The organism is Pseudomonas paeninsulae (assembly GCF_035621475.1).
GTDB classification, from domain to species: Bacteria; Pseudomonadota; Gammaproteobacteria; order Pseudomonadales; family Pseudomonadaceae; genus Aquipseudomonas; species Aquipseudomonas paeninsulae.
Map to the genome: position 1 here is coordinate 1,226,535 of NZ_CP141799.1, position 26,499 is coordinate 1,253,033.

At 63.1% G+C, this 26,499-nt stretch carries 25 protein-coding genes; 13 read left to right on the plus strand and 12 right to left on the minus strand.

Annotation, left to right across the window (positions count from 1 at the left end; all coding sequences use genetic code 11):
• Positions 1-145 precede the first annotated feature (145 nt).
• The 5 genes from rhlB to VCJ09_RS05620 form a co-directional block, all read right to left on the minus strand.
• Entirely contained in the window at positions 146-1,612 is a 1,467-nt protein-coding gene (rhlB, locus tag VCJ09_RS05600; RefSeq protein ID WP_407693010.1) for an ATP-dependent RNA helicase RhlB, read from the minus strand.
• A gap of 104 nt (positions 1,613-1,716) precedes the next feature.
• Complete coding sequence (locus VCJ09_RS05605) at positions 1,717-2,886, minus strand: dipeptidase (RefSeq protein WP_324733479.1); 1,170 nt, start codon at positions 2,884-2,886, stop codon at positions 1,717-1,719.
• Positions 2,887-2,921: 35 nt separating this feature from the next.
• Positions 2,922-3,140 (minus strand): GGDEF domain-containing protein, encoded by a 219-nt coding sequence (locus tag VCJ09_RS05610; RefSeq protein ID WP_324733480.1) that lies wholly within the window; start codon positions 3,138-3,140, stop codon positions 2,922-2,924.
• A 77-nt stretch (positions 3,141-3,217) separates the two neighbouring features.
• Positions 3,218-5,119, minus strand: a complete 1,902-nt coding sequence (locus VCJ09_RS05615; protein WP_324733481.1) for an acyl-CoA synthetase — start codon at positions 5,117-5,119, stop codon at positions 3,218-3,220.
• Positions 5,116-5,802 (minus strand): alpha/beta hydrolase, encoded by a 687-nt coding sequence (locus tag VCJ09_RS05620; protein ID WP_324733482.1) that lies wholly within the window; start codon positions 5,800-5,802, stop codon positions 5,116-5,118. Before VCJ09_RS05620 ends, VCJ09_RS05615 begins: the two co-directional genes overlap by 4 nt.
• A gap of 483 nt (positions 5,803-6,285) precedes the next feature.
• Here VCJ09_RS05620 and VCJ09_RS05625 point away from each other — a divergent pair, with 483 nt between their 5' ends.
• From VCJ09_RS05625 to VCJ09_RS05640, 4 genes are all read left to right on the plus strand, one after another.
• Positions 6,286-7,314, plus strand: a complete 1,029-nt coding sequence (locus VCJ09_RS05625) for an amino acid ABC transporter substrate-binding protein (protein ID WP_324733483.1) — start codon at positions 6,286-6,288, stop codon at positions 7,312-7,314.
• Between the two features lie 99 nt (positions 7,315-7,413).
• Positions 7,414-8,598, plus strand: a complete 1,185-nt coding sequence (locus VCJ09_RS05630) for an amino acid ABC transporter permease (protein WP_324733484.1) — start codon at positions 7,414-7,416, stop codon at positions 8,596-8,598.
• Between the two features lie 10 nt (positions 8,599-8,608).
• Positions 8,609-9,706 carry an amino acid ABC transporter permease gene (locus tag VCJ09_RS05635; RefSeq protein WP_324733485.1) on the plus strand — a complete coding sequence of 366 codons (1,098 nt, stop codon included), beginning with the start codon at positions 8,609-8,611 and terminating at the stop codon, positions 9,704-9,706.
• A gap of 11 nt (positions 9,707-9,717) precedes the next feature.
• On the plus strand, positions 9,718-10,479 hold the full coding sequence (locus tag VCJ09_RS05640) for an amino acid ABC transporter ATP-binding protein (protein WP_079200967.1): 762 nt from the start codon (positions 9,718-9,720) through the stop codon (positions 10,477-10,479).
• Positions 10,480-10,558: 79 nt separating this feature from the next.
• Here the strand turns inward: VCJ09_RS05640 and VCJ09_RS05645 are convergent, their stop codons facing one another.
• Positions 10,559-11,608 (minus strand): alkene reductase, encoded by a 1,050-nt coding sequence (locus tag VCJ09_RS05645; protein ID WP_324733486.1) that lies wholly within the window; start codon positions 11,606-11,608, stop codon positions 10,559-10,561.
• 41 nt (positions 11,609-11,649) lie between these two features.
• Positions 11,650-11,952, minus strand: coding sequence for an ArsR/SmtB family transcription factor (locus tag VCJ09_RS05650; RefSeq protein ID WP_324733487.1), 303 nt, complete (start codon positions 11,950-11,952; stop codon positions 11,650-11,652).
• A gap of 129 nt (positions 11,953-12,081) precedes the next feature.
• Between VCJ09_RS05650 and VCJ09_RS05655 the strand changes: the two genes are divergently transcribed.
• Positions 12,082-12,669, plus strand: coding sequence for an acyl carrier protein phosphodiesterase (locus VCJ09_RS05655; protein WP_324733488.1), 588 nt, complete (start codon positions 12,082-12,084; stop codon positions 12,667-12,669).
• A 112-nt stretch (positions 12,670-12,781) separates the two neighbouring features.
• Here VCJ09_RS05655 and VCJ09_RS05660 read toward each other — a convergent pair whose 3' ends face one another.
• From VCJ09_RS05660 to olsB, 3 genes are all read right to left on the minus strand, one after another.
• Positions 12,782-15,505, minus strand: a complete 2,724-nt coding sequence (locus VCJ09_RS05660) for a cation-transporting P-type ATPase (protein ID WP_324733489.1) — start codon at positions 15,503-15,505, stop codon at positions 12,782-12,784.
• Between the two features lie 340 nt (positions 15,506-15,845).
• Positions 15,846-16,616, minus strand: coding sequence for a lysophospholipid acyltransferase family protein (locus VCJ09_RS05665; protein WP_324733490.1), 771 nt, complete (start codon positions 16,614-16,616; stop codon positions 15,846-15,848).
• A gap of 78 nt (positions 16,617-16,694) precedes the next feature.
• The gene (olsB, locus tag VCJ09_RS05670) at positions 16,695-17,453 is read right to left on the minus strand and encodes an L-ornithine N(alpha)-acyltransferase (protein ID WP_324733491.1); all 759 of its coding nucleotides are present in this window, start codon (positions 17,451-17,453) and stop codon (positions 16,695-16,697) included.
• A 151-nt stretch (positions 17,454-17,604) separates the two neighbouring features.
• Between olsB and VCJ09_RS05675 the strand changes: the two genes are divergently transcribed.
• From VCJ09_RS05675 to VCJ09_RS05710, 8 genes are all read left to right on the plus strand, one after another.
• Positions 17,605-18,495 carry an acyl-CoA dehydrogenase middle domain-containing protein gene (locus VCJ09_RS05675; protein WP_324733492.1) on the plus strand — a complete coding sequence of 297 codons (891 nt, stop codon included), beginning with the start codon at positions 17,605-17,607 and terminating at the stop codon, positions 18,493-18,495.
• Positions 18,496-18,709: 214 nt separating this feature from the next.
• Positions 18,710-19,828: a serine hydrolase domain-containing protein gene (locus tag VCJ09_RS05680; protein WP_324733493.1), complete on the plus strand. Its 1,119-nt coding sequence runs from the start codon at positions 18,710-18,712 to the stop codon at positions 19,826-19,828.
• Positions 19,825-20,163, plus strand: coding sequence for an amidase (locus tag VCJ09_RS05685; protein WP_324733494.1), 339 nt, complete (start codon positions 19,825-19,827; stop codon positions 20,161-20,163). The genes VCJ09_RS05680 and VCJ09_RS05685 overlap by 4 nt, the downstream gene beginning before the upstream one ends.
• Before the next feature lie 123 nt (positions 20,164-20,286).
• Positions 20,287-21,444 (plus strand): phospholipase D-like domain-containing protein, encoded by a 1,158-nt coding sequence (locus tag VCJ09_RS05690; RefSeq protein ID WP_324733495.1) that lies wholly within the window; start codon positions 20,287-20,289, stop codon positions 21,442-21,444.
• A gap of 135 nt (positions 21,445-21,579) precedes the next feature.
• Positions 21,580-22,161: a DJ-1/PfpI family protein gene (locus VCJ09_RS05695; protein ID WP_079200976.1), complete on the plus strand. Its 582-nt coding sequence runs from the start codon at positions 21,580-21,582 to the stop codon at positions 22,159-22,161.
• A gap of 79 nt (positions 22,162-22,240) precedes the next feature.
• Positions 22,241-22,540, plus strand: a complete 300-nt coding sequence (locus VCJ09_RS05700) for a ribbon-helix-helix domain-containing protein (protein WP_324733496.1) — start codon at positions 22,241-22,243, stop codon at positions 22,538-22,540.
• A 20-nt stretch (positions 22,541-22,560) separates the two neighbouring features.
• The gene (locus tag VCJ09_RS05705) at positions 22,561-22,776 is read left to right on the plus strand and encodes a hypothetical protein (protein ID WP_407693011.1); all 216 of its coding nucleotides are present in this window, start codon (positions 22,561-22,563) and stop codon (positions 22,774-22,776) included.
• Positions 22,777-23,102: 326 nt separating this feature from the next.
• Complete coding sequence (locus VCJ09_RS05710) at positions 23,103-23,444, plus strand: FKBP-type peptidyl-prolyl cis-trans isomerase (RefSeq protein WP_324733497.1); 342 nt, start codon at positions 23,103-23,105, stop codon at positions 23,442-23,444.
• A gap of 373 nt (positions 23,445-23,817) precedes the next feature.
• Here VCJ09_RS05710 and VCJ09_RS05715 read toward each other — a convergent pair whose 3' ends face one another.
• Positions 23,818-24,552, minus strand: a complete 735-nt coding sequence (locus tag VCJ09_RS05715) for a TFIIB-type zinc ribbon-containing protein (RefSeq protein ID WP_324733498.1) — start codon at positions 24,550-24,552, stop codon at positions 23,818-23,820.
• A 356-nt stretch (positions 24,553-24,908) separates the two neighbouring features.
• Positions 24,909-26,291, minus strand: coding sequence for an MFS transporter (locus VCJ09_RS05720; RefSeq protein WP_324734604.1), 1,383 nt, complete (start codon positions 26,289-26,291; stop codon positions 24,909-24,911).
• Positions 26,292-26,499 lie beyond the last annotated feature (208 nt).

A 26,499-nucleotide genomic window follows, 5' to 3' on the forward strand; every position in this document is an offset into this window, starting at 1 on the left:
TCGTCGCGACGCCCCTGAGCGACCGACGTCCCGGTCCGGCCTATCCACTGACCGGGGCCGCTAGCAGCGCATAACGGGGACCTCGCCAATAAAAAAGGCGAAGCCGCTTGGCTTCGCCTTTTTCATGTTGCCTGCAGCGCTGCGCCTAGCGCTTGTGCGGTACCGGCGTGAGCAACACTTCCGGTGGCATTTCGCAGTTGATCTTGCGCCCCAGCAGTTGTTCGATCGGTGGCAGGGCGTAGGCGTCGTTTTCGCTGGCGAAGCTGATCGAGGTGCCGCTGGCGCCAGCACGACCGGTACGACCGATGCGGTGCACGTAGTCGTCCGGTACTTCCGGCAAGGTGTAGTTGATCACGTGGCTGATGGCCTCGACGTGAATCCCGCGGCCGGCTACATCGGTGGCGACCATTACCCGAATCTTGCCTTCGCGGAAGCCTTCGAGGGTCTTGATCCGCTTGTGCTGCGGCACGTCGCCAGACATTTGCGCGGCGCTGATGCCATCACGGGTCAGGCGTTCTTCGATGCGCCGCACTTCGTCCTTGCGATTGGCGAAGACCATCACCCGGATCCAGTCGTTCTGCGCGATCAGGTTGTACAACAGCTTGTACTTGTCGCTGGAGGCGACCATGTAGACATGCTGCTCGACGGTATCGCTGGCGACGTTTTCCGATTCGATCTCGACGATGGCGGGTTCAGTGGTCCACTGCTTGGCCAGGTTCATCACGTCTTCGGTGAAGGTCGCCGAGAACAGCAGGGTCTGGCGCTCGTTCTTCGGCGGGGTCTGGCGGATGATCTGCCGCACCTGGGGGATAAAGCCCATGTCGAGCATACGGTCGGCCTCATCGAGCACCATCACCTCGACCATGTCCAGGTGCACTTCGCCGCGCTGGTTGAAGTCGAGCAAACGGCCCGGGGTGGCCACCAGAATGTCGCAATGGCGCGACTCGAGCAGCTTCAGCTGTTTGTCGAAGTCCATGCCGCCGACGAAGCTCATCACATTGAGCCCGGTGTATTTGGTCAGGTCTGCGGCATCCTTGGCGATCTGCACTACCAGTTCGCGGGTCGGCGCGATGATCAGTGCGCGCGGTTCACCCATGTAGCGTTCTTTCGGCGGCGGGGTCTGCAGCAGCTGGGTGATGATCGAGACCAGGAAGGCGGCGGTCTTGCCGGTACCGGTCTGGGCGCGGCCAATAGCATCCTGGCCTCTGAGGGTGAAGCCGAGCACCTGAGCCTGGATCGGCGTGCAGTAGGGGAATCCCAGGTCGTGGATCGCATGCATCAGCTCGGGGGAGAGCTTGAAGTCATGGAAGCGGGTCTTGCCTTCGGCCGGTTCGACCGCGAAGTCTTCCAATTTCCAGGTGTCCACCGGCTTGGCTGCACGCTGGCGCCGGGGTTTTTCGGCCTTGACGGCTGGTTGTTCTTGGTTAACCAGCACCGCAGATGCGCTGCCGCTATCGCTGGCCGGGTGGTGCATCTTGGCCGTGCGGTTGGGTTGCTCGTGGTTGGTGTCGCCGCTACGCGGCGTGGTTGGCGAAGCAGACGTGCTGGTTGGGCTGGGCTGCTCGCCCTCGGCTTTGCCGAACATTTTCTTGAGTGCTTTGAGCACGGTCATCTCATCAATTGGTTAAGGAGTGAACGGTTGCCAGTGTAAAGCAAGAAGCTGGCGCGGCGAAGTGCCGTGGCTGGCCTTGTCCGCGGCCGCCGGATCCGGGGTGTTCAGTCTCGCGGCAGGCTGGCGAGTAGCAGGCGCTGAACGTTGCCACCCATGATCGCGGCAATCTCGCTGCGGCTGAAGCCGGCCTCGAGCAGCGCCTCGGTCAATTGGCCCAAGCCGGTGACATCGAAAGGGGTGTGGACCGTGCCGTTGAAGTCCGAGCCGAGGGCGACGTGGTCGACTCCGACTTTGTCGGCGGTGTAGCGAATGGCCTTGACGATGGCCGCGACCGAGGTGGCGCACACGGCCGTATCCCAGTAACCGATGCCGATCACTCCGCCGGTGGCGGCGATGCCTTGCAGGTGCTTGTCGCTAAGGTTGCGCGGGCCCGGACAGGTACCTTCGACGCCGGTATGGGTGACCAGCAGCGGGCGCGTGGCCATGGCCAGCACGTCGTCGATCAGCGGCCGCGAGGCATGGGCCAGGTCGATCAGCATGGATTTTTCTTGCAGGCGTTTGATCACCTGACGACCGAACGGGGTAAGGCCGCCCTTCGTCAGGCCGTGGGCCGAGCCTCCGACTTCGTTGTCGAAGAAGTGGGTCAGGCCGGTGATGCGAAAACCGGCGTCATACAGGCGGTCCAGGTTACTCAGCTGGCCTTCGAGTGGGTGCAGGCCCTCGGTCGAGAGCAGGGCCGCAACGCGCTGTGGATCTTGCTGCCAGGCCTGGAGAAAGGCGGCCAAATCGCCCCGTGTTCTGATCAGTACTAGCCTGCCGTCGCTGTTGGCGGCAGCCAGGCGCAGCTTTTCGGCTTGATACAGGGCGCGTTGCAGCAGGCTGTCCCAGGTCGCGCGCGGCCAGCGCTGGGCCATCGCCAGCAGGGTGATGTTGTCGCTGTCGGCGCCATTGCGCTGGGTGTTCATGCCGCGCGGGGTCTTGGTTACGGTGGAAAACACCTGCAAGCCGACCTGCGCTTCGAGCATGCGCGGCAGGTCCGAGTGGCCGTAGCTATGGCGTTCAAGCAGGTCACGCTGCCAGAGCAGCACATCGTCATGCAGATCGGCGATAAACAGCTTGTCATGCACCTGTAGGGCGGTTGCGCTGGCGGGATAGGGCGCGGGCGCCTCGACGCTGTTCATGCGCCGGTCGAGCAGGTTGGGCAAGCTGAAGAAAATCCCCGCGCCGATCAGCGCAAGCAGCGGCAGGGCAAGCAGTAACGTGCGTGTGCGCATGTGTGGCGATATCCGGCTGTCGTCAGGCAACGACTCTAGCAGAGGCAGTTGCGGCCTTGTTGCTTGGCTCTGTAGAGCGTGCTGTCGCCCCGGGCAATCAGGCTCTGCAGGCTGGCTTTCGGGTCCATTGGTGCCAGGCCTATGGACACCGTGACGTCATGCTCCAGGTCGCAGGCGCGAAATGCCTTGAGCACCTGGTTGACGCTGCTGGTTGCGACATTTTTGAACAGTCGCAGTTGGCGGGCTTCCTGCAAAGCAGCTTTTTAGCCTGGTTCGCCCAGGCGCAATCCGGGAGGCTCGCTCCGGATTACCCTGGCGCTCATGGGGTTAATCAGTCGCTGCAGTGCAGTTGGATGGGCACCGCGAACCCTGCCAGGCGCGTGTTCACAGTCTGCTCCAGTTGGCTGTCGCGGCACGGTAGATGGATATGGGCGAGCTGGCCGAGGTGCTCGTCGCTGAGTACCTCGACGCGGATAGCGCTATCCAGTTCGGCCATTGCCGCCTGATAGACACGCCGAATGGCATCGAAGCGCAGGGTCGGTTTGAAGGTCTTGCCAACCGCGGTGACCGGGATGGCGTCGATGATCCAGGCGTCCTTGGGCACGGCGGCGCGTTCGGGGATATGCGCGGCGGCATGGGCCAGCAGTTCCGCTTCGCTGGCCTGGCTGCCGGGCTTGAGCTGGACATAGACCACTGGCAGTTCGCCGGCCTTCTCGTCGGGCTTGCCGACTGCGGCGGCCAAGGCCACGGCAGGGTGGCTGTGCAGGGCCTCCTCGATCATCTGCGGGTCGATGTTGTGACCGCCGCGGATGATCAGGTCCTTGCTGCGCCCGGTCAGCCAGATGTAGCCGTCGGCGTCGATGCGTCCCAAGTCGCCGCTGTTGAACCAGTTGCCATCGACCCAGATGCCGACGTTCTTGCTGGCTTGCAGGTAGCCCTTGAACACGGTGGCGCCACGGATGCACAGGTTGCCGATTTCATTTGCTGCGGCATCGCGCAGATAGCGGCCCTGTTCGTCGAGCAGCTTGATGCTCACCTCGCAGTAGGGCATGCGCAGACCGATCGAGCCGGGGCGGCGCTCGCCAGCTGGCGGATTGGCGCAGGTGCCGCACGTGCCTTCGGTGAGGCCATAACCTTCAATCAGGGTCAGGCCGGTCTTGGCCTCGAACTGGCGGATCAGCTCCACTGGCATGGGCGCGGCGCCGCACAGGGCATATTTCAGCGAACTGAGGTCGTGGCCCTCGCTGGGCACTTGCAGCAGGCCGGCATAGATGGTCGGCACGCCGCTGAAGAAGCTGACCTTGTGGCGCTCGATGATGCTCCAGAAATTCTCGATCAGTGCGCTGTTGCGATAGCCCTGCGGGGTGGCCAGCAGGACTTCGGCACCACCGCCGAAGGCTGTCAGGCCGGTGACGATGACGCCATTGACGTGGAACAGTGGCAGGCCGCAGAGGGTCACGTCGCCTGGCGCGAAGCGGGTCACCAGATTCATGCTGTAGGCCATGGCCACTTCGTTGGCGTGGCTATGCGGGGCCAGCTTGGGCGTGCCGGTGGTGCCGCCGGTGTGGAAATAACTGGCGATGTCATCGGGGTGGAACTGGCGGCCGCTCTCCAGTTGCTCGGCCGGGCAGGCGCCGATCAGTTCGTCGAAGTCGAGCACGCCGTCCGGCAGCGGTCCGCGTTGCGCCTTGAGCGCACTGCGCTGCGGCTCGGGCAGCAGGTTGGCCATGTCCACGCAGATCACTGCCTTGAGGCCGGGGAGCTGGCCACGCAGCGACTCGACCTTGGCCCACAGGTCGGTGCCGGGGAAGGGCGCCAGGGTCACCAGAAACTCGGAGTCGGAGGCCTGGATCAGCTCGGCAATATGCTCGGGGTCGAGCAGCGGATTGATCGCGTTGACGATGCCGGCCGCTTCGCCGCCCCAGATGGTGAAGTGGGTTTGCGGCAGGTTGGGCAGCAGGAACGACACCGCCTTGCCCGGACGCAGGCCGAGACGGTGAAAGGCGTTGGCGGTTTGGGTGATCTTGCCCAGCAGTTCCTGGTAATTAAGCCGATAGGCCGGCTCGTCGGCTGTGCCCTGGAGGATAAAGGACAGTGCCGGTGCCTGCGGTTGCGCCTGGGCCGTGCGCTGGATCAGCTCGTAGGTGCTGGGCGGCAGATTGCGTTCGGCCAGTGGGGTGGCTTCGATCTGCTCGATATCGGCTAAACCGCGAATGATGGGTTGGTTGGTCATTGATTGTTCTCGGCTCGTGGCATTGGCGTGCTGAGCCGCTGCGCGAGCCAGTCGGCGATGTCGCGGATCTCTTCCGGCAGCACCTCATGGGCCATCGGATAATCGCGCCACTGCACGGCGACGCCACAGGCGGTCAGTTGGTCGTGAGCCGTGCGGCCCATGGCGGGCTGCACAACATCGTCGAATCGGCCATGCAAGCAGAGTACCGGCAGTTGTTTTTGTGTGTCCGCCAGTTGCATTTCGTCACTGAAGGTTGGCGCATAGGTAGACAGTGCGATGACCCCGCCGAGCGGCCATTGCCAGCGCAGGAAGGCTGTATGCAGCACCACGGCGCCGCCCTGGGAGAAGCCGACGAGAAATATCCGCGCAGGGTCGATACCGCTGTCGCGCTGTGCTTCGATCAACGTGATCACCTGCTGGGCCGAGGCTTCCAGTTGGTCGCGGTTGATTGCCCGTGCCGGGCTCATGGCCAGGATGTCGTACCAACTGGGCATGGCCATGCCACCATTGATGGTCACCGGCTGGGTTGGTGCCTGCGGCATGACAAAGCGCGTACTGCGCAGTTGTTCTTGCAGGGCCTCGGCCACGGGCAGAAAGTCATAGCGATCAGCCCCCAGGCCGTGCAACCAAATGACGCAGGCGTCGGCGGCGAGTGTGGGCTGAAGAATCAACGGGTCGCTCATGGGTAGCTCCAGAGTGGTGCAGTGCGCATCTTTTAGTGCACCTGAAATTTCAGTGAGTGGCTATTCTGTGAATAAGATGTCGCAAGGTTACAAGTTTTGCTCTTGACCTGTCCGTATCGTACTAAGAGCGAAGTTTTGGTACGGGCTTTGCTATAACTAACCGGGACTGATGCTGTCGCCCGGGACGGTAACACTGCTACTAAACCGGGTACGGAACAGACGGGAAGCCATTTGATGGGGGTTTCCACAAGACTCGTCAAACGCTGCATGTTTGACGATAAGCGAATCGCTCTCCGTCTCTAGCCCATTTGACCAATGGGCGAGCGAGCGTTTTTTATGGCCGATGAAACAATCGGCTACTAGACTCTCGCTGAGGTCTGATCCCCGGTTGATCGCGTTGCTGCCGACACGATCGACGTGCCCCATAAGGGTACGGATGTAGGGCCGAGACTCCAAACACAACAAAAGCAACTGGAGGTTTTAATGAAGATGGTGAAATCCACCCTGGCTATTCTGACTACCGCAACCGTTCTAGGCATCAGCGGCTTCGTGCATGCTGGCGCCACCCTGGACGCGGTACAGAAGAAAGGTTTTGTTCAGTGCGGTATCAGCGATGGTCTGCCTGGCTTCTCCTATGCCGATGAAAAAGGCAATTATTTCGGCCTCGACGTCGATGTATGCCGCGCAGTGGCAGCTGCCCTGTTTGGTGATGCGACCAAGGTCAAATTCAGCCCGTTGACTGCCAAGGAGCGCTTCACCGCGCTGCAATCCGGCGAAATCGATGTGCTGTCGCGTAACACCACCTGGACCAGCTCGCGCGACTCCGGTCTGGGCTTGAACTTTGCCGGCGTCAATTATTACGACGGTCAGGGCTTCCTGGTTAACAAGAAGCTCGGCGTTACCAGCGCCAAGGAACTCGACGGCGCTACCGTGTGCATCCAGGCCGGTACCACCACCGAGCTGAACCTGTCCGACTACTTCCGCTCGAACGGCCTGAAGTACACCCCAATCACTTACGATACCTCCGACGAGAGCGCTACCTCGCTGGAAGCCGGCCGTTGCGACGTGCTGACTTCCGACCAGTCGCAGCTCTATGCTCAGCGCATCAAGCTGTCTGCGCCGCTGGAATATGTGGTACTGCCGGAAGTGATCTCGAAAGAGCCGCTGGGCCCGGTTGTGCGTCAGGGTGATGACGAGTGGTTCAACATCGTGCGTTGGAGCCTGTTCGCCATGGTCAACGCCGAAGAGCTGGGTCTCACCTCGGCTAACGTCGAAGATCTGGCTAAATCCACCAAGAACCCGGATGTCGCCCGACTGCTGGGTGGCGAGGGTGAGTTCGGCAAGGACCTGAAACTGCCGAAAGACTGGGCGGTACAGATCGTCAAGCAAGTGGGCAACTACGGCGAGAGCTTCGACCGCAACGTCGGCGCCGGCAGTGATCTGAAGATCGAACGCGGCCTTAACGCCCTGTGGAACAAAGGTGGTCTGCAATACGCACCGCCGGTGCGCTGATCGTCTTTGCCGGAACCCTGTCCTGGGGTTTCGGCATGTTCTAGATGACGTGAACCCCATGCCCGCCCACATGGGCATGGGGGTTCCTAGAGGGCTTCTATGCAAACTCCTGAACATGCCTCGCGCCCAAGTGGTTCGGTTTGGACCGACCCCAAGTTGCGTGCCTGGCTATTCCAAATTCTTGCCGTTATCGTCGTCGTGGCGCTCGGCTGGTATCTGTTCGACAACACCCAGACCAACCTGGAGAAACGCGGGATCACCTCCGGTTTCGCCTTTCTCGATAACAGTGCCGGCTTCGGCATTGCCCAGCACCTGATCGATTACAGCGAGAGCGATACCTACGGACGGGTTTTCTTCGTCGGTCTGCTCAATACCCTGCTGGTGTCGGTGATCGGTATCATCGGTGCGACTATTCTTGGCTTCATTATCGGCGTGGCGCGGTTGTCGCCCAACTGGTTGATGAGCAAACTGGCCACCGTCTATATCGAGACGTTCCGCAATATTCCACCATTGCTGCAAATCTTCTTCTGGTACTTCGCGGTGATGCTCTCGCTTCCCGGGCCGAGGCAGAGCCTGGATATTGGCCAGACGTTCTTCCTCAATAGCCGCGGCCTGTACATGCCGTCACCCAGCGCCACCGACAGCTTCATGCCCTTTTTCGGCGCCGTAGTGGTGGCGGTCATCGGTATCGTGCTGTTGTCGCGTTGGTCGAAGGCGCGGTTCGAGGCGACCGGTAAGTACTTTCCCGTGTCGCTGGGGGCTGTGCCTTTACTGCTTGGGCTGCCCGCGCTGGCCGTGCTGCTGACGGGTAATCCGCTGCAATGGACTACGCCGGAGCTGAGCGGTTTCAACTTCCGCGGTGGCTGGGTGATGATCCCCGAGCTGATGGCGCTGACCCTGGCACTGACTATCTATACCGCGGCCTTTATCGCCGAGACCGTGCGTGCCGGGATTCTTTCGGTCAGCCATGGTCAGACCGAAGCCGCTCGCTCCCTAGGCTTGCCCGCCGGCAAGACCCTGCGTCTGGTGATCATCCCGCAAGCACTGCGAGTAATCATTCCGCCATTGACCAGCCAATACCTCAACCTGGCGAAGAACTCTTCGCTGGCGGCCGGTATCGGCTATCCGGACATGGTCTCGTTGTTCGCCGGCACAGTGCTCAATCAGACTGGCCAGGCCATCGAGGTGGTCGCCATCACCATGAGCGTCTACCTGGCCATCAGTATCAGCATTTCCATGCTGATGAACTGGTACAACAAGCGCATTGCGCTGATCGAGCGGTAAGGAGCAGCCCATGCAAACCCATACGTTCAAACCCGATCTACCACCACCGCTGCTCAGCGTTGGTGTGCTCGGTTGGCTGCGCGCCAACCTGTTCTCCAGCTGGTTCAATACCCTGTTAACCCTGTTTTCCGCTTACCTGGTCTGGTTGATTATTCCGCCGATGATCCAGTGGGCTTTAATCGATGCCAACTGGGTCGGCACCACCCGTTCAGATTGCACCGGTGAAGGTGCCTGCTGGGTGTTCATTCAGCAGCGGTTCGGCCAGTTCATGTATGGCTTCTATCCGACCGAGTTGCGCTGGCGTGTCGACCTGACGCTATGGATGGCGGTGATTGGTGCGTCGCCTCTGTTCATCCCGCAAATGCCACGCAAGGCGCTGTACGGCTTGGCTTTCCTGGTGCTGTACCCATTGCTGGCCTACTGGCTGCTGCATGGTGGTTACTTCGGTCTGAGCACGGTATCTACCACCCGTTGGGGTGGCCTGATGCTGACGCTGGTGATTGCCTCTGTCGGCATCGCTGGCGCCTTGCCGCTGGGCATCCTGCTGGCGCTTGGCCGGCGTTCGGATATGCCGGCGATCCGGGTGATCTGCGTGACCTTCATCGAGTTCTGGCGTGGTGTGCCGTTGATCACCGTGTTGTTCATGTCTTCGGTGATGCTGCCGCTGTTTCTCCCGGAAGGGATGAACTTCGACAAGCTGATGCGGGCACTGATCGGGGTGATCCTGTTCCAGTCGGCTTATGTAGCCGAAGTGGTGCGTGGCGGCTTGCAAGCCATCCCCAAAGGCCAGTACGAGGCGGCTGCGGCCATGGGCCTGGGCTACTGGCGGATGATGGGCCTGGTGATTCTGCCGCAGGCGTTGAAACTGGTGATTCCAGGTATCGTCAACACCTTTATCGCCTTGTTCAAGGACACCAGCCTGGTGATCATCATCGGCCTGTTCGACCTGCTCAACAGTATCAAACAAGCCACCACCGACCCGGTCTGGCTGGGTATGGCCACAGAAGGCTATGTGTTCGCCGCCCTGGTTTTCTGGATTTTCTGTTTTGGTATGTCCCGTTACTCCATGCACCTGGAGCGCAAGCTCGAGACTGGCCATAAGCGTTAGGAGCCCTTTCAATGTCTGTAGCAAACAAACAAACCAGCGCTGAAGCGATGATCCTGATGGAAGGCGTGCACAAGTGGTACGGCGAGTTCCATGTGCTCAAGGACATCAATCTGAGTGTCAAACCGGGTGAACGTATCGTCCTCTGCGGTCCATCCGGCTCCGGCAAGTCGACGGCCATTCGCTGTATCAATCGCCTGGAAGAGCACCAGCAAGGGCGTATCGTGGTCGATGGCACCGAACTGACCCATGACCTCAAGCACATCGAGATGGTTCGGCGCGAAGTGGGCATGGTGTTCCAGCACTTCAACCTGTTCCCGCACCTCACCGTGCTGCAGAACTGCACGTTGGCGCCGATGTGGGTGCGCAAGATGTCCAAACGTCAGGCCGAAGAGGTTGCCATGCACTTCCTCGAGCGTGTGCGGATTCCCGAGCAGGCCAATAAATTTCCGGGGCAACTCTCCGGTGGTCAGCAGCAGCGGGTAGCCATCGCTCGTGCGCTGTGCATGAAGCCGAAAATCATGTTGTTCGATGAGCCGACCTCGGCACTCGACCCGGAAATGGTCAAGGAGGTTCTGGACACCATGGTCGGTCTGGCCGAAGACGGCATGACCATGCTCTGCGTAACCCACGAGATGGGCTTTGCCCGCACCGTAGCGAACCGCGTGCTGTTCCTCGACAAGGGCGAGGTTGTCGAAGAGGCCGACCCCGAAACTTTCTTCAACAGCCCGCAGAACGAGCGTACCAAGTTGTTCCTCAGCCAGATCCTGCACTGAAGAACCCGCGGCAATAAAAAAAGGAGCCCTCGGGCTCCTTTTTTCATTCAGTGGGTCAGGCATCACGCGCCCGACATCGTTACAACCGTGGGTAATCGATATAGCCAACCGGCCCGGAACCATAAAAGGTTGCCGGCTGCGGTTCATTTAATTCGGCGTCCTCGGCGAGGCGGGCGGGCAGGTCCGGGTTGGCGATAAAGGGAATGCCGAAGGCCACGGCATCGGCCTTGCCGCTTTCCAGCCAGGCGTTGGCCTGCGCCTTGGTGAAGCGCTCGTTGGCGATGAACACGCCCCCGAAGGCTTGCTTGAGACTCGAAGCCAGGCTGTCATCGGCTTCCTTCTCGCGGGCACAGATAAAGGCGATGCCGCGCTTGCCCAGTTCGCGGGCAATGTAGGTGAAGGTTTCGGCGCGCTGGCTGTCGCCCATGTCGTGGCTGTCTGCGCGCGGCGCCAGGTGCATGCCGACCCGGCCGGCGCCCCACACCGAAATCACCGCATCGGTGACTTCCAGCATCAGTCGCGCGCGGTTTTCCAGGGAGCCGCCGTAGCGGTCGCTGCGCTGGTTGGTGCTGTCCTGGAGGAACTGGTCGAGCAGGTAGCCGTTGGCGCCGTGGATTTCCACACCGTCAAACCCGGCGGCCTTGGCGTTCTCCGCACCCTGGCGATAAGCCTCGACGATATCGGCGATTTCCTCGGTCTCCAGGGCGCGCGGGGTGACGTATTCAGTGATTGGACGCACCAGGCTGACATGGCCGGCCGGTGCGATGGCGCTGGGCGCAACCGGGGCGGCGCCATTCAGGTAACTGGGGTGGGAGATGCGCCCGACATGCCACAGCTGCAGGACGATCTTGCCGCCATTGGCATGCACTGCCTTGGTGATATTGCTCCAGCCGCGTACCTGCGCATCGGACCAGATGCCGGGGGTGTCCGGGTAGCCAACGCCCATCGGCGTGACCGCGGTGGCCTCGCTGATGATCAGACCGGCGGAGGCGCGCTGCACGTAGTACTCGGCCATCAGCGCGTTGGGCACGCGCCCTGCGTCGGCGCGAGTGCGGGTCAGCGGCGCCATGATGATGCGGTTGGCGAGCTCCAGCTCGCCGATCTTGATCGGGTCGAAAAGCGTAGGCATTGAGTATTCCTCGGTCGTGGGGAGCAGAAATGTAGGAGTGGTTAGAGCTCTTGGCTGAGATGGCGCAGAAACGCCTGAATGGTTTCTTCGTTGCGTTTGAAGAAGTGCCACTGGCCAACCTTCTTGCTGGTCACCAGGCCGGCCCGTTGCAGGGTCGCCAGATGGACCGATACCGTCGATTGCGACAATCCGGTGCGTTGGTCGATCTTGCCGGCACACACGCCGTTCTCCAGCGGGTGGTCCTGGTCGGCGAAGTACGCCTGTGGGTCCTTCAGCCAGTGCAGGATGTCGCGGCGCACCGGGTGGGCCAGGGCTTTGATCACGTCATCGATGTCGATGGGCATGTGTGCAGTTTCCAGGGTTGCTGTAGCGCCAAATCGCGATGGGACGAACTGTATATCGGTGCGCGGCGATACACAGATCGTTTACGCCGATAGTGCTCATTGCCCGCACTGATGTGTAAGCTCTGAGCTATGAACTACCTCGCTCATCTGCATCTTGGCGGCGACGCGCCGGCGCAACTGCTTGGCAGCCTGTATGGCGATTTCGTCAAAGGCCGGCTGGCCGGGCAGTGGCCCGCGGATATCGAAGCCGCGATCGTCCTGCACCGGCGCATCGATGCCTTTACCGACAGCCATGCGCTGCTGGCCCAGGCCCGGGCGCGCTTTCCCGCCGAGCGGCGACGCTATGCCGGAATCCTCCTGGACCTGTTCTTCGACCACTGCTTGGCGCTGAATTGGCCGGATTACGCCGACGAGCCGCTGGCGCAATTCACCGGGCGGGTGTATCAGATCTTGGCCGACGAGCCGATTTTGCCCGAGCGCCTGGCCCTGATTGCGCCGCGCATGGCGGCCCAGGACTGGCTCGGCAGCTACCGCGATTTCGCCGTGCTGGAGCAGGTGATTGCCGGTATGGGCCGGCGGCTGTCACGGCCCGGTGTGCTGGATGGCAGCCTGCTCGAGCTGGAGCGTCTGTATGTGCCGCTGAGTGCGGACTTTCGCGCCTTCTACCCCGAGTTGCTCGAGTTCGTGGGTACACAGTTGACGGCGGCAGGCAGATAGCCTGCCGCCGAGTTAGGAGCGGCTGCAGCCGCGAAGCTTTTGCTGTGCATCGCAAAATTCGCAGCTGCAGCGGAACGTCGCCCAGGCGCTCCCGTTAAGCGCCCCCATCAGCCTACTGGCGCTTCAACGCCTGGGGATGCAAGCGAAAACGGCGGATCACGGCTTTCTCCAGCTCCGCCACGCTGAACAGCAGCAAACCGGCCAGCAGCACCCGCAACCATTCAGCGGCAGTCAGGCCGATGGAGCCGAATACTCGCTGCAGGGGCGCTGCATAGGTGAACAGCAGTTGCAGCAGCAGACACACGGCGATGGCCAACAACACCTTGGGATTGCCCAGCAACCCCTGACGATTGAGCACCGAGTCGAAGATATGCCGGCTGTTCAGCAGGTAGAACATCTCGCACATCACCACGGTGTTCACCGCCATGGTCCGGGCACCTTCCAGGCTGTTCCCGTGCTGCAGTTCCCAGAGAAATAAACCGAGGGCGCCGGCCATCATCAGTAGTGACACCATCAGCACGCGCCAGACGAAAAAGCCCGAGAGCAGCGGTTCGCCTGGGGGGCGCGGCGGGCGCGTCATCAGTCCCTGTTCGGACGGTTCGAAGGCCAGTGCCAGGGCCAGGGTGATGGAGGTGACCATGTTGATCCACAGCACCTGGGCCGGGGTCAGTGGCAGGGTCAACTGGAACAGGATCGCGGCGATCACGATCAAGGCTTCGCCGCCGTTGGTCGGCAGGACGAACAGGATGAATTTCTTCAGGTTGTCGTAGATCGAGCGGCCTTCGCGCACGGCATTGGCGATAGTGGCGAAGTTGTCGTCGGTGAGTACTACTGCCGCGGCTTCCTTGGCCGCCTCGGTGCCCTTGTGGCCCATGGCCACGCCGACATCCGCGCGCTTCAGTGCTGGCGCATCATTGACCCCGTCACCGGTCATTGCCACCACTTCGCCGTTGGCTTGCATGGCCTGCACCAAGCGCAGCTTGTGTTCCGGGCTGGCGCGGGCGAACACCTCGATGCTGGGCAGTAGTTCGCGCAGGCTGCGCTCGTCGAGCAGCTCGATTTCGGCGCCGGTCAGGGCCGGGCGGTCGATGCCGATGCCCAGTTGCGCACCGATGGCGCGGGCGGTTTCGACGTGGTCGCCGGTGATCATCTTCACCGAGATGCCGGCGCGCCGACACTCGGCCACTGCGGCGATCGCCTCTGCGCGCGGCGGGTCGATAATGCCGAACAGGGCCAGCAGGGTGAAGCCTTGCTCGACATCGGCAAAACTCAGGTTGCGTTGCTCGGCGTCGGCCGGGCGGCTGGCAATGGCCAGCAGGCGCAGGCCGTGGGCGGCCAGGTCAGTGGCCTGGCGACGCCAGAAATCCGGGTCGAGCGGCTGGTCGCCGTCGCCAGTGCGCTGTTTACTGCATATTTCCAGCAGCCGCTCGGGCGCGCCTTTCAGGTAGATCACGCCATGGCCACTGTGGTCATGGTGCAGGGTGGCCATGAAGCGGTGTTCCGACTCGAAGGGAATGGCGTCGCTACGTGGCAGTTCTGCCTGCAGGGTCAGAGGGTCCAGGCCGCATTTCAAGGCCAGGGTGGCGAGCGCGCCCTCGGTGGGGTCGCCATGCAGCACCCAGTTGCCGGCGGCGTCTTCCTCAAGGCGAGCATCGTTGCATAACAGGGCTGCGCGGCCGATGTCGAGCAGGGCCTGATCGGTTGCCAGGGGCTGGCCAGCGAGATGAAATCCGCCCTCGGGGGCGTAGCCGACACCGCTCACATCGACGATCCGCTGGGCGCTGACCAGGCGCTGCACGGTCATCTCGTTGCGGGTCAGGGTGCCGGTCTTGTCTGAGCAGATTACTGTGACCGAACCAAGGGTTTCCACCGCCGGCAGGCGCCGTACGATGGCATTGTGGCGGGCCATGCGTTGCACACCGAGGGCGAGAATAACCGTCATGATCGCCGGCAGCCCTTCTGGAATCGCGGCGACGGTCAGCGCCACTACCATCATGAACATCTCGGCCGGATCCTGGCCGCGCCACAGCGTGCCGAGGGCGAAGGTGCCGATGGCGAAGACCAGTAGGGCCACGGTCAACCAGCGGCTGAAACCGTCGATCTGCCGCAGTAGTGGCGTGGATACCGTCTGCACCTGTTGCAGCATGCTGCCGATGCGCCCCAGTTCGGTGGCGCTGGCGGTGGCAACCACCAGGCCGAGGGCCTGGCCGCTGCTCACCAGGGTGCCCGAGTAGGCCATGCAGCGGCGGTCGCCGAGCACCGCGTCGGCTTTGTTGGGGTCGATGGATTTCTCCACTGGCACCGACTCGCCGGTCAGCGCGGCTTCCTCGACGTTGAAGTTTTTTACCCTGAGCAGGCGCAGGTCGGCCGGTACCTTGTCCCCGGAAACCAGGCTGACGATATCCCCCAGCACCAGTTGTTCGGCAGGTATTTCCCGGCGTTCGCCAGCGCGCACGACCATGGCATGCAGCGACAGCATGTCGCGAATGGCATCCAGGGCGTGCTCCGCCTTGCCCTCCTGGATGAAGCCGATCAGCGCATTGATCAAAACCACTGAGAGAATCACCGCGGTGTCTATCCAGTGGCCGAGCAGGGCGGTGACCGCAGACGCCGCGATCATCATGTACAGCAACAGGTTGTGGAATTGCAGCAACAGACGTAGCAGCGCGCTGCGCCGTTTGGGCGGTGGCAGGCGATTGGCCCCGTAGCGTTGCAAGCGTTGCGCCGCCTCACCCTCGGCGAGGCCGCTTTGGCTACTGTGCAGGGCATCCAGGGCCTGCTGCGCGTCGAGGGTGTGCCAGGCCGTTTCGGCGTGGACAGGTGGCGGTGTGTCCATTCGGGCATCTCCATACGTGTGGAGGCACAGTAGTCTTATTCGCCGAACGTGGTCTGATCTGGATCAAAACCATAGGGCCTGCTCGCGGTTGAATAACCGCACCAGCATGGGTTGGTGAAGTCAGCGAGATGATCAAGCTTCTGGTGGCAACCGCCCTTTCCCCGCCTTCGGCACAGGCCGTGCAGCGTGCCATCGAGTGGCTAGGAAAACAGGGGCGGCGGCTGGGCCTTGAGCCAAGTAGTCGACGACGCGGCCGAGGACTTCGTCGCCCACGCGACCTTGCTCAATGAGCAAACGCAACAACTGGCGAACAGACCCGTAGTCGGTCGCAGGGCGTTATTCATGCGGCCTGAGCTGGCGCCTCGCTGTCCGCCGCCAGGGCGCTGGCCACGGCGGCGTGGGCACGGCGTGCCAGTTGGTTGCGATTCAGCGTGGCGCTGGCAATCGGTTGCAGCAGACGAATCTGCACGTCGATCGGGTCACTGGCGAGCAGGCGCAACAGGTGCGAGAGCATGTCGTCGTCACCGATAAAGGGCGTGGTCATGCAGGGCTGGCCGTCGCGCAGGTAGCGGATGGCGACCGGTTGCAGCGCCACCCCGGTATCGATGGCGCTGCTCAGCAGGCGGCCGTGGAAGGTACGCAGGGCCAGGCCGTCGGTGGTGGTGCCTTCCGGGAAGATCAGCAACGGTCGGCCTTGTCCCAGGTGGTGGCCGAGTTGTTGGTTGAGCAAATTGCTGTCGCCCGCGCCGCGGCGGATGAACAGGGTGCCGGCCTGGTGTGCCAGCCAGCCGGCCAGCGGCCAGGAGCGCACCTCGGCCTTGGACAGGAACGACAGCGGCGCGAGCATGCCGAGCAGCGGGATATCGGTCCAGGAGATGTGGTTACTGACCCACAGCATCGGTTCCTGCGGCAGTTCGCCGTGCACGCTCAGGCGAAATGGCAGGGCCTTGCTCATGCGCGCAAAGAACCAGCGGCTCATGCGCTGGCGCAGGCCCATCAGCTCATGCCCCAGCAAACGCTCCAGTAGACTCAGCATCCCGGCCAGCGGGGTGACCAGGCCGATGATGGCGAGCAGGCGCAGCATTCGCAGGTACAGGCGCAGCTTGTTCATCGGGTACTCCAGACAGGGCGGACGACATCGCCCAGCCCTGTCTACACAGACCCGGGCGCTCCTGCAAGTCATGCTGGTTCAGACTGCCGCCTTGAAGTGGCGGGCGTAGCGTGGACAGAGTTCGTCGCGCTTGAGCAGGATGAACACGTCGGCCACCTGAAAATCGGGATCCCAGCACGGTTCGCCGCATATTTTTGCACCCAGGCGCATGTAGGCCTTGAGCAGGGGTGGCATCTCGGCGATGACGTTGCTCGGCACCTCCAGGGCCGGCAGCGGGGTCTTCGGCTCGGCCCGCAGGTGTTCGGTGCACAGGTAGCGTTCGCGCAGGCGCTGCATGATCGCCTGGGCCTGGATGCCGCCGTCCTGCATGGAGATGCTGGCGCAGCCCATCAGGTAGCGGTAATCGCCCTGGTTGAGGACTTCGGCCAGTTCGCCCCAGAGCACGGCGATGGTGGCGCCGTTGCGGTAGGCGCTATCGACGCAGGTGCGGCCGATTTCCAGCACCGGGCCTTGCAGGTGCGGCAGGCCGTGCAGGCTGAACTCCTCTTCACTGTAGAACCGGCCCAAGCCGGCGGCGGCCTGATGATCGAGCAGACGGGTGGTGGCTACCAGCAGGCCGCTGTTCAGGTCACGCACGCCGATGTGCTGGCAGTGAATGTCGTAGTCATCCATATCCAGACCGAGTTCGGCACCCTTGAGCTTGGCATCGAACTCGGCGCTGAATACGCGAAAGCGCAGGGCCTGGGCTTCACGCAGGGCAGCGGGGCCGACTAGACGCTCGGCCTGCAAGCGACGTGCTGGGGTGGTGCGGTCGCGGGTGATTGCCATCTGGGTCATGCCGTCATCTCCGTTGGCCGGCTTATTGTCTTGCAGCCGGTCGATCTTGTTGGGCAAGCTCAGGCTAGGTAGCGGCGGTGTCACCCCTGTGAAGTTTTGGTGATGCTTGTGTGACAGCCGCTGCGACTCCCACTCGGTTGAGGAACTGCGTATGCCCTGGCAAACCCTGTTGCAAACCCATCAACGCCTGCCGGCCGCCAGCAGCCTGGAGGCCTGGTATGCCGCGCTCTTGACGCGGCTGGGCAGGCCATCGCCCTTCGCGTTGGCCTTGCTCGGCGGGCGTTTGGCGGCGACGCCGGGGCTGGCCTTCCTCGCCGGTTATCAAGGCGCCCTGCGGGGGCTCTGGCCGTCCGCACCCTGGTCGCTGGGCGCGCTCTGTGTCACCGAGAATAAAAGCGTGCGCCCGGCGGATATGCAGACCCGACTAAGCGACCTGCTGTTGCATGGCCGCAAGGATTTCGTCACGGCAGGCGATGCCGCCGACTGGCTGCTGGTCGCCGCCCGCGAAGGGCCGCCGGCGCAACCGGTGCGCTTGGCCCTGGGCGTGGTGCGCAATGGCGATCCCGGGGTGCGCGTCGAGGTGCTGCCGAGCTTGCCCCTGATGCCCGATATCGGCCACGCCCGCCTGCATCTGGATGGCGCCCACTGCGAGCGCCTGGCCGGCGATGGTTGGGACGACTACGTGAAGCCGTTTCGCAGCATCGAAGATCTGCACGTGCTGACCGCCGTGGGCGCCTGGCTGTATGGCGTGGGGCAGGACTCGGACTGGCCGCAGGCATTGCAGTTGCGCCTGCTCGGCCTGCTCGCCGGCTGCGCCGAAGTGGCCCGGCAAGGCCCGGCGCAACCCGCCACGCACCTGCTGCTGGCTGGGTTGTTCGCCCAGTTCGCCGCACTCGACGCCGAGTTGCACGCGGCCTTCGCTGCCGGGCCGGCGGATTGGGCGGCCTTGTGGCAGCGCGACCGCAGCCTGCTGGCGCTTGCCGCCTCCGCGCGCGGCAAGCGCCTGGCTAAAGCCCAGACCGCCTTGGGCCTGGGTTCGTAGGGGCGCGATCGGATACGACCAGCAGGCGGCGCGGCTGCAACCCTGCGCTGTACTGCTGCGCACGCTCGCCAGGCGAAAATCAATGCCTGGGCGTAGGGCGCCGCCCGCTCAGAAATGCAACGAATAGTCGGTCGGGGACGCTTGCGGTCGCACGCTTTTTAGCGTCATCGACGGCATGCTAGGGTGCCACGTGGTCATCCGCGGAGGCTCTGCAATGCCCGTATCCCTGCTGCATCGGTTCGCTTTGATCCTCGCCATTACGAGCGGCGCTGGCCTCGTCCAGGCCGAAAGCTGGCCGGCTGTCGAGTGGGCGCGGGAAGTCGTGCCTGCGAGTCCGGCCATCGCCGCGCTGGAGGCCTATGCCTTTCCCGCCCGCGACGATGAAAAGCGCGCCGGGGTGCGCACCGATGCCTTGCTGGTCATCCGCGATGGGCGGGTGGTTTACCAGCGCTACGCCGGGCCGACGCGAGCCGCTACGCCGCACCTGACCTGGTCGATGAGCAAGAGCCTGCTCGCCACCACCCTGGGAGTCGCCTATGGCCAGGGCCGCTTCAAGCTCGATGCACCAGTGGCGCAGTATTACCCGCCGTTCGCCAGGCATCCGGCGATCAAGGTCGGCCACCTGCTCAACTGGGCCTCGGGTCTGGACTGGCGCGAAGACTACGAATACGCACCGCTGAAATCCTCGGTGGTGGCCATGCTCTATACCCACGGCCGCGCGGATATGGCCGCCTTCACCGCCGCGCACGCCGCCGCTGCCGCGCCGGGCACACGCTTTCGTTATTCCAGCGGCGACAGCAACGTGCTGTCTGCCGCCCTCAAGGGCATGGTCGGTACCGAGGCCTATGCGGACTATCCCTGGAGCGCGCTGTTCGAGCCGCTCGGCATCACCTCGGCGGTCTGGGAAACCGACCCCGTCGGCACCTTCGTCGCCTCGTCCTACGCCTACATGAGCGCTAGTGATCTGGCGCGGGTTGGCCTGCTGATGCTGCGCGATGGCCGCTGGGGCGAGCAGCAGTTGCTGCCGCCGGCCTGGGTCGCATTCAACCGCACGCCGTTGGCCACTTACCAGGCGCATGCCGCCAACGCGGGGGACGCCGTGCCGGGCGGGCACTGGTGGTTGAACGCCGAGTTGCCAGGCGCGGCCAGACCCTGGGCGGATGCCCCGGCTGATGCCTTCGCCGCCCTCGGTCACTGGGGCCAGGGGCTGTATGTGTTGCCAGCGGAAAAACTGGTGATCGTGCGCTACGCCGATGATCGTGACGCCAGTTTCCAGCACAACCAGTTGCTCAAGCGGGTGACCGCCGCCTTTGCCCGCGAGGTGCAGCCATGATCCGTCGTCGTCCGTTGCGCACGCTGCTGCTGGTGATCGTCCTGCTGCTGGTGGGGCTCGGCTGGCAGAACCGTGCGCACCTGCAGGCCTTCCCCGACATCATCAGCGCCTATACGGCCAAGGAATATTGTTCCTGCCGCTATGTGATGAACAACCCCGCGGCCTACTGTGAAGGCTATGTGAGCCAGTATGTGCCGGTCAGCCAGTTGCTCGATGACGAGAGCCGCAAACGGGTCAGCGCCAGTGGCCTGGGTCGCAGCCACAGCGCCGTCTGGCTCGGTCCGCGGCAGGGGTGTCAGTTGCTACCCGCGGCGTCAATTCCGTCAGCGCCGTGAGTGACCAGATGCAGCGGGCTTTGCAAGGCCGCCACGGGCGACTATCGTGGCGACCTCGACGCTCAACCTACGGGGCCTTATGCGAATCCGCCTTACCTGCTCCTTGTTGCCGGCTGCGCACTGATGCCAGGAATGGTCTTTCCCTGGAGTAGCGGCAACCAATTTGCCTTGCTCAACGATGGCCCGACCTTCTTCCCGCGGATGATCGAGGCCATCGACGCTGCGCGCCAGTTGGTCGCGCTGGAGTTGTACCTGGTGACCAGTGGCGCCTGCACGGACGCCCTGTTGCAAGCATTGTGCGCGGCGGCGCAGCGCGGCGTCGCGGTGCGTTGCCTGTTCGACGATTACGGTTCCCAGGCCCTGCACCAGGCCGACCGCCAGCGCCTGAGCGCTGCGGGCGTGCAACTACGGCGCTACAACCCGCTGCGCTGGCGCCGTGGTATGCGTAATTTCTATCGTGACCACCGCAAGCTGTTGCTGGTCGATGGTCGGCTGGCCTTCATCGGTGGCACCGGTGCGACCGATCAGTTCTGGATGCCGGGCGAAGCGGATAGCACCTGGCGTGAGGTCATGGTGGAGATCGGCGGGCCGCTGGTGACGGACTGGCAGGCGTTATTCGACCGTCAGTGGCATGCCCTGCAGACCCGTTTTGCCTGGCGGCCGAGAGCGACGCCTGGGCTGAAACGCTTGCCGCTATCGCCGCCAGTGGGCCAGGGCCTGGGCCGGGTGGCCTACGCCGATGCCCGCCAGCATCGCGACATCCTGCAGTCGCTGGTGCGTGCGTTGCACGGCGCCAAGCAACGCATCTGGCTGGCCACGCCGTATTTTCTGCCGACCTGGAAAGTCCGCCGCGCCTTGCGCAAGGCGGCTGAGCGCGGGGTCGAGGTGCGTCTGCTGCTCAGCGGCCGCCACACCGACAACCAGCCGGTGCGCTTTGCCGGCCAGCGCTACTACCCGAAGCTGCTCAGGGCCGGGGTGCAGATATTCGAATACCAACCACGTTTTTTGCACCTAAAAATGGTGCTGGTGGACGACTGGGTCAGCGTCGGCTCGTGCAACTTCGACCACTGGAACCTGCGCTTTAATCTCGACGCCAACCTCGAAGCACTCGACCCGGAGTTGACTGCCGCCGTGGCCGCCAGCTTCCAGGCGGATTTCGCCGATAGCCTCGAGATCAGTCAGGAACTCTGGCACGCCCGGCCCTGGTGGCGGCGCGTGCAGGAACGCCTGTGGGGTTGGCTGGATCGGCTGGTGGTGAACCTGCTCGACCGCCGTCGCTAAGCCGCCTTTCGCCCGGATGCAGCAGCCCGACGTGCGGGTGTGTTTCCTGGCGATGTAGTTCTAGGCTATTACCTGCGCGCTGGATGCGGGGCGGATACTTGTATCGCTCCCTCAACCCGTTACAGGAGAAAATTCATGGCTGCGAAAAAGATTCTGATGCTGGTCGGCGACTACGTCGAAGACTACGAAGTGATGGTGCCGTTCCAGGCGCTGCAGATGGTTGGCCATACCGTGCATGCGGTCTGTCCGGGCAAGAGCGCCGGGCAATCGGTGCGTACCGCCATCCACGACTTCGAAGGCGACCAGACCTACAGTGAAAAGCCCGGGCACAACTTTGGCCTGAACTTCGACTTCAGCCAGGTCAAGGCTGGTGATTACGATGCCCTGCTGATTCCCGGCGGCCGCGCCCCGGAATACCTGCGCTTGAATGCCGAGGTACTGGCCCTGGTGCAGGCCTTCAATGCAGCCAACAAGCCCATCGCCGCGGTGTGCCATGGCGCCCAACTGCTGGCCGCCGCCGGTGTGCTCGACGGCCGTGAATGCAGTGCTTACCCGGCCTGCGGGCCGGAAGTGCAGCTGGCGGGTGGCCGCTACATGGAGATCGCCGTAGACCAGGCCCATGTTCAGGGTAACCTGGTCACCGCCCCGGCCTGGCCTGCGCATCCGGCCTGGCTGGCCGGTTTCCTCAAGCTGCTGGGCACCCAGATCAGCCTGTAGACTGCCGCCCGGACAGGCGTCTCTGCACTGGCGCCTGCCCGGCGCTATTACCCGTCCCCCGATCGAGGCAAGACGCCCTATGTGCGAGCTCTACGTCAAAGCCGACCCGATTCTCTACGAATCGCGCTCGCGCTCGCTGCGCATCCGCGGTGTGGTCACCACCCTGCGCCTGGAAAACCAGTTCTGGGACATCCTCGCCGAGATCGCGGCGGTCGATGGCATGAGCACCAACCAGTTGATCAGCAAGCTCTACGACGAAGTCATGGACTACCGAGGCGAGGTGGTAAATTTCGCCTCCTTCCTGCGCGTCAGCTGCACGCGTTTTCTCAGCCAGCGGCCGAGCAATGTGCGCGAGCTGCTGCCACGGCTACAGAAGTAGCGGGCGCCGGCGCGATCAAGGTGTGGCGTAACTATGGGGTTATCGAGGAATACCGGCCTTGCTGGAAGCCCGGCTACGACCTGATGCACATGACCCCGCACTTGTTTGTCTGCGACATCGCCGCGCAATTGCAGCCTGTCAGGATGCAGAGCCCTGAACTGGCCAACGGCATGCGCCCGCGCTGGGTCAACCTGCACGAGGCCATTGGCCACAACCAGGCGGTGATGCCGCGCTAGGAAAGCAGCATGGGCCAGTCCATCCAGCGCGAAACCTGCATGCTGAGTAAGGTCGCGGCAGAGCTGCTGGGCGCAGGCTAACGCGACTTCCGCAACCAAGAAAAATCGCTCCGATGCCCAATAATCAGTCAGCTGCCCGCATCGTCCGGCAATCCACGGTGCCGAACCCGGCGCGATGCTTTGGCCTGTCGCCCCTGTCGAGCGGATACGGACCGACCTGGCAACAGCGCTCGGGCGCCGACTGGATTAAACTCGTTTACCAGGCAGCACAACTTCTGGGTAAACCCAGGCTGGTTAGCCGGGCTGGCGAATGAGGAGGGCAGGTGATGAGCGGCGAATTGCAAATCGAAGATATTCAAGTGGGCGAGGGCAAGGCAGTGGTCAAGGGTGCCTTGATCACCACCCAATACAACGGTTTTCTCGAAAACGGCAGCAAGTTCGACTCCTCCTACGATCGCGGCAAACCCTTCCAGTGCGTGATCGGCACCGGACGGGTGATCAAAGGCTGGGACCAAGGCCTGATGGGCATGAAAGTCGGCGGCAAACGCAAACTCTTCGTCCCGGCCCATCTCGGCTACGGCGAAAGAGAGTTCGGCCCCCATATCAAGCCCAACTCCAACCTGATCTTCGAGATCGAACTGCTGGAAGTGCTGACGCGGGATGGTTGATAGGCGCCTGCGCTGCTCCGTTCTGCCGGTGTGAGCAATCCCCGGCCTGGCGAGCTTCGCCCAGCCAGCCGGCGAAGACGCCAGCTATGCAGGATGGCATTGAGCGCAGCGCTACCCATCACGGCTAACCGCCGCCCCAGAATCCATGCACAGAGCAATGCTTGCCGCGACGCGGTTAGAGGCGGCGAGCAAGTAAACGCCAGCCTGGCATGGATCGCGGCAATGGGATGATGGACAGACAGACTGGGCTAGGCAGGCGTTGCCGTTGGGCGTTATGCCTGTCTGCTTGGGACACCTGGCGTTGCTTTTGACTGGCAGGGTTCGGCCATCAGCCGCCGGCTAGATCGCAGAATGAATCGGCCCCGTTTAGCCCCTACGCCGACAGCTGTCGGCGTTGCTTGAGCAACAAGCGCGCGCCCCACACCAGCGCAGCGAACATGATGCCGATGCCCAATACGAAGCTGATTCGGGCGAATGTCTGGGCGCAATCCAGGGTGCCCGTCATGCTCAGCAGGTTGCCCCAGTCATGCGACTCCTTCCCACCACCGCCCACCAGCGGCATTGCCCGGTAAGGCGCATCGGCAATATACGGGGCCAGGTCGACCAAGCTCTGCCCGCACCACCAGAGCGTCACGCTGGCCGCGTAGTTGTCCTGGTGAAAGAAGCTGAAGGCAACCAACAGGATCAACGGCAGCAGCACCTGAAACAGGCTACCGCCGAGGATGGCCATGAATCGCCCCAGCGGCGAAAACAGCACATGGCCAAACTCATGGAACGGCAGATTGATGTTGTGCATGAACGAGCCGCCGATAATTGCCCAATCGATACCGTGCGCCATGAACCACAGCGCCCAGAGTGACAACGCCACGGACAACAGGCCGCGGCCATACAGACTGGCTGTATCGACACGCCCCGGCAGCTGCATGAAGTGCTCGCGCGCACCCATGCGCTGTGGCTCGCCGATGGATAGGGCGCTCGTATCCGCCGCTGCACTGTCGGCACGTGCCAACCACTTGTTGATCGCAATACCGCAACCTGGGCAGATATCACGGTGAATGGGCGCATCTTTGGCGGTGCGCAGGTAACCGCATTTGGGGCATTCGTTCATGGCTTCACGGGTCTATTGGCTGAGTGTTGTTTCTGTCTGCATGGTTGCGGTTTCTCTCGAGTCGATCAACCCAGGGCGAAGGACTGCAAGTATCCAAGCACCAGACTGACCAAGGCTGCAAGTAGCTCGTATGGGCCGGGCGCCGCGAAAGACATTTCCCGAAGAAGGGCACGGACTCTGTCCCCCTCATCTGCCGCGTGCAACGCTAACACCGTGGGAAAAGCGGCAAAGGGCACAGTTCTAGTTATGGATCAGAGCGCCTACTCCTGGCCGCTGGCTGCCGGCCCGGAATGACCACTATCGAACTCTTGCAGATAGTCAGCTAATGCAGTCAACGGCCGCAAATTGCTCAGCGCTCAGCCAGCGCTGCGCCCCTGTTCCTGTCCCTCTTTTGCCGCAGCGATGTGCGGCGCCAGGACATGGCTGGCAATGGCGATGGCGAGAGCGATGACAATCAGGATCGCGGCGACGGCGAAGGTGGTGCGCATGCCGAGTGCAACAGCCTCGGGATGCGCGGTGCTGATGTCGGTCGTTGCCGCGCCGAACGCGAACACCGAGCCCATCACGGAAGCGCCGGTGATCAAACCGAGATTGCGCGACAGGTTGAGCAAGCCGGAGACCACGCCGCGCCGGTCTGGATGCACATTCGCCATGACCGCGGTGTTGTTGGCCGCCTGGAATAGCGCATAGCCGGCAGTCAGGACGATAAGTGCGGCGATGTAACCCGGGACACCGAGACTCATGGGCAGTACGGGCAGGATGAGTGCGCCGGCCGCCATGATGCTGAGCCCGGTTATGCTCATGCGCGGTGCGCCGAACCGGTCGACGATGCGCCCGGCGGGCACGCCCGTCAGCGCCGAGATGATCGGGCCGAATGACATGGCCAGTCCGACCCGGGCCGCATCGAGCCCAAGCGCAGCGCAGAGGTAGAACGGACCGACCACCAGCGTTGCCATCATCACCGTCATGACCAGGGCGCTCATCGCAAAGCTCGCTCCGAGCGTCGAGTCGCGGAACATCGCCAGGCGGATCAGCGGTGAAGCCGCTTTGCTTTCGACCCGCAGAAAGAGGCCGGCGCCCACCGCCGCCGCGGCCAGCAGCGCCGCATTGAGCAGGCCGAAACTGCCGCGCCCCAGCGTCATGGCCAGCGCGTAGGCGGCGAGTGTCAGGACGAGCAGCAGCGTGCCCAGGTGGTCGAAACGGACACGCTCGGCCAGCGCTAGCGGCCGATCGGCGGGCAGGTGGCGAGCGGCCAGGATCAATGCCAGCAGACCTAGCGGCAGGTTGATGAGGAAGATGGCCCGCCAACCGGGACCGGCGATCAGCACACCGCCAAGGGTCGGGCCAAGTGCGGTGCCGATCGCCGACAGGGTGCCGAGCAGGCCCATGGCGCTGCCGGTTTTCTCCTTGGCCACCGTCTCGCCAATCAACGCCATGGTCAGGGCCATCATGATCGCCGCCCCGAGGCCCTGCAGCGCACGGGCGGCGATCAGCAGCCAAAGCGTGGGGGCTACGCCGCACAAGGCAGAGGCGAGCGTAAACACGAGTATTCCCGCCAGCATCAGCCGTCGGCGGCCGAGCATGTCGCCGAGCCGCCCGACACTGACGATCAGGCTGGTGATAGCCAGGAGATAGGCGAGGACGACCCACTGGACGCTGTGAAAACTTGCGTCGAATGCCTGGGCCAGGGTCGGCAAGCTGATATTGGTGATGCTGCTGGCCAACGAGGACAGCAACATGGTGAGTGACAGGCTGACCAGCGCCCACCTCGCCGACGCCCTGGGTTGCCCATGTTCAGTGACCGTCTCAGCCGTTCCCGCAGCGACTGACTTCGCTATGAATTTCATGCTGACGACTCCCGATAGCTTGCTGTCAGGAGTCTAATGCGCTATTTGGGGTGGCGGAAGGCGCAGCATTTGCAGTTAATTAGTGCATTTGACGCCTTGT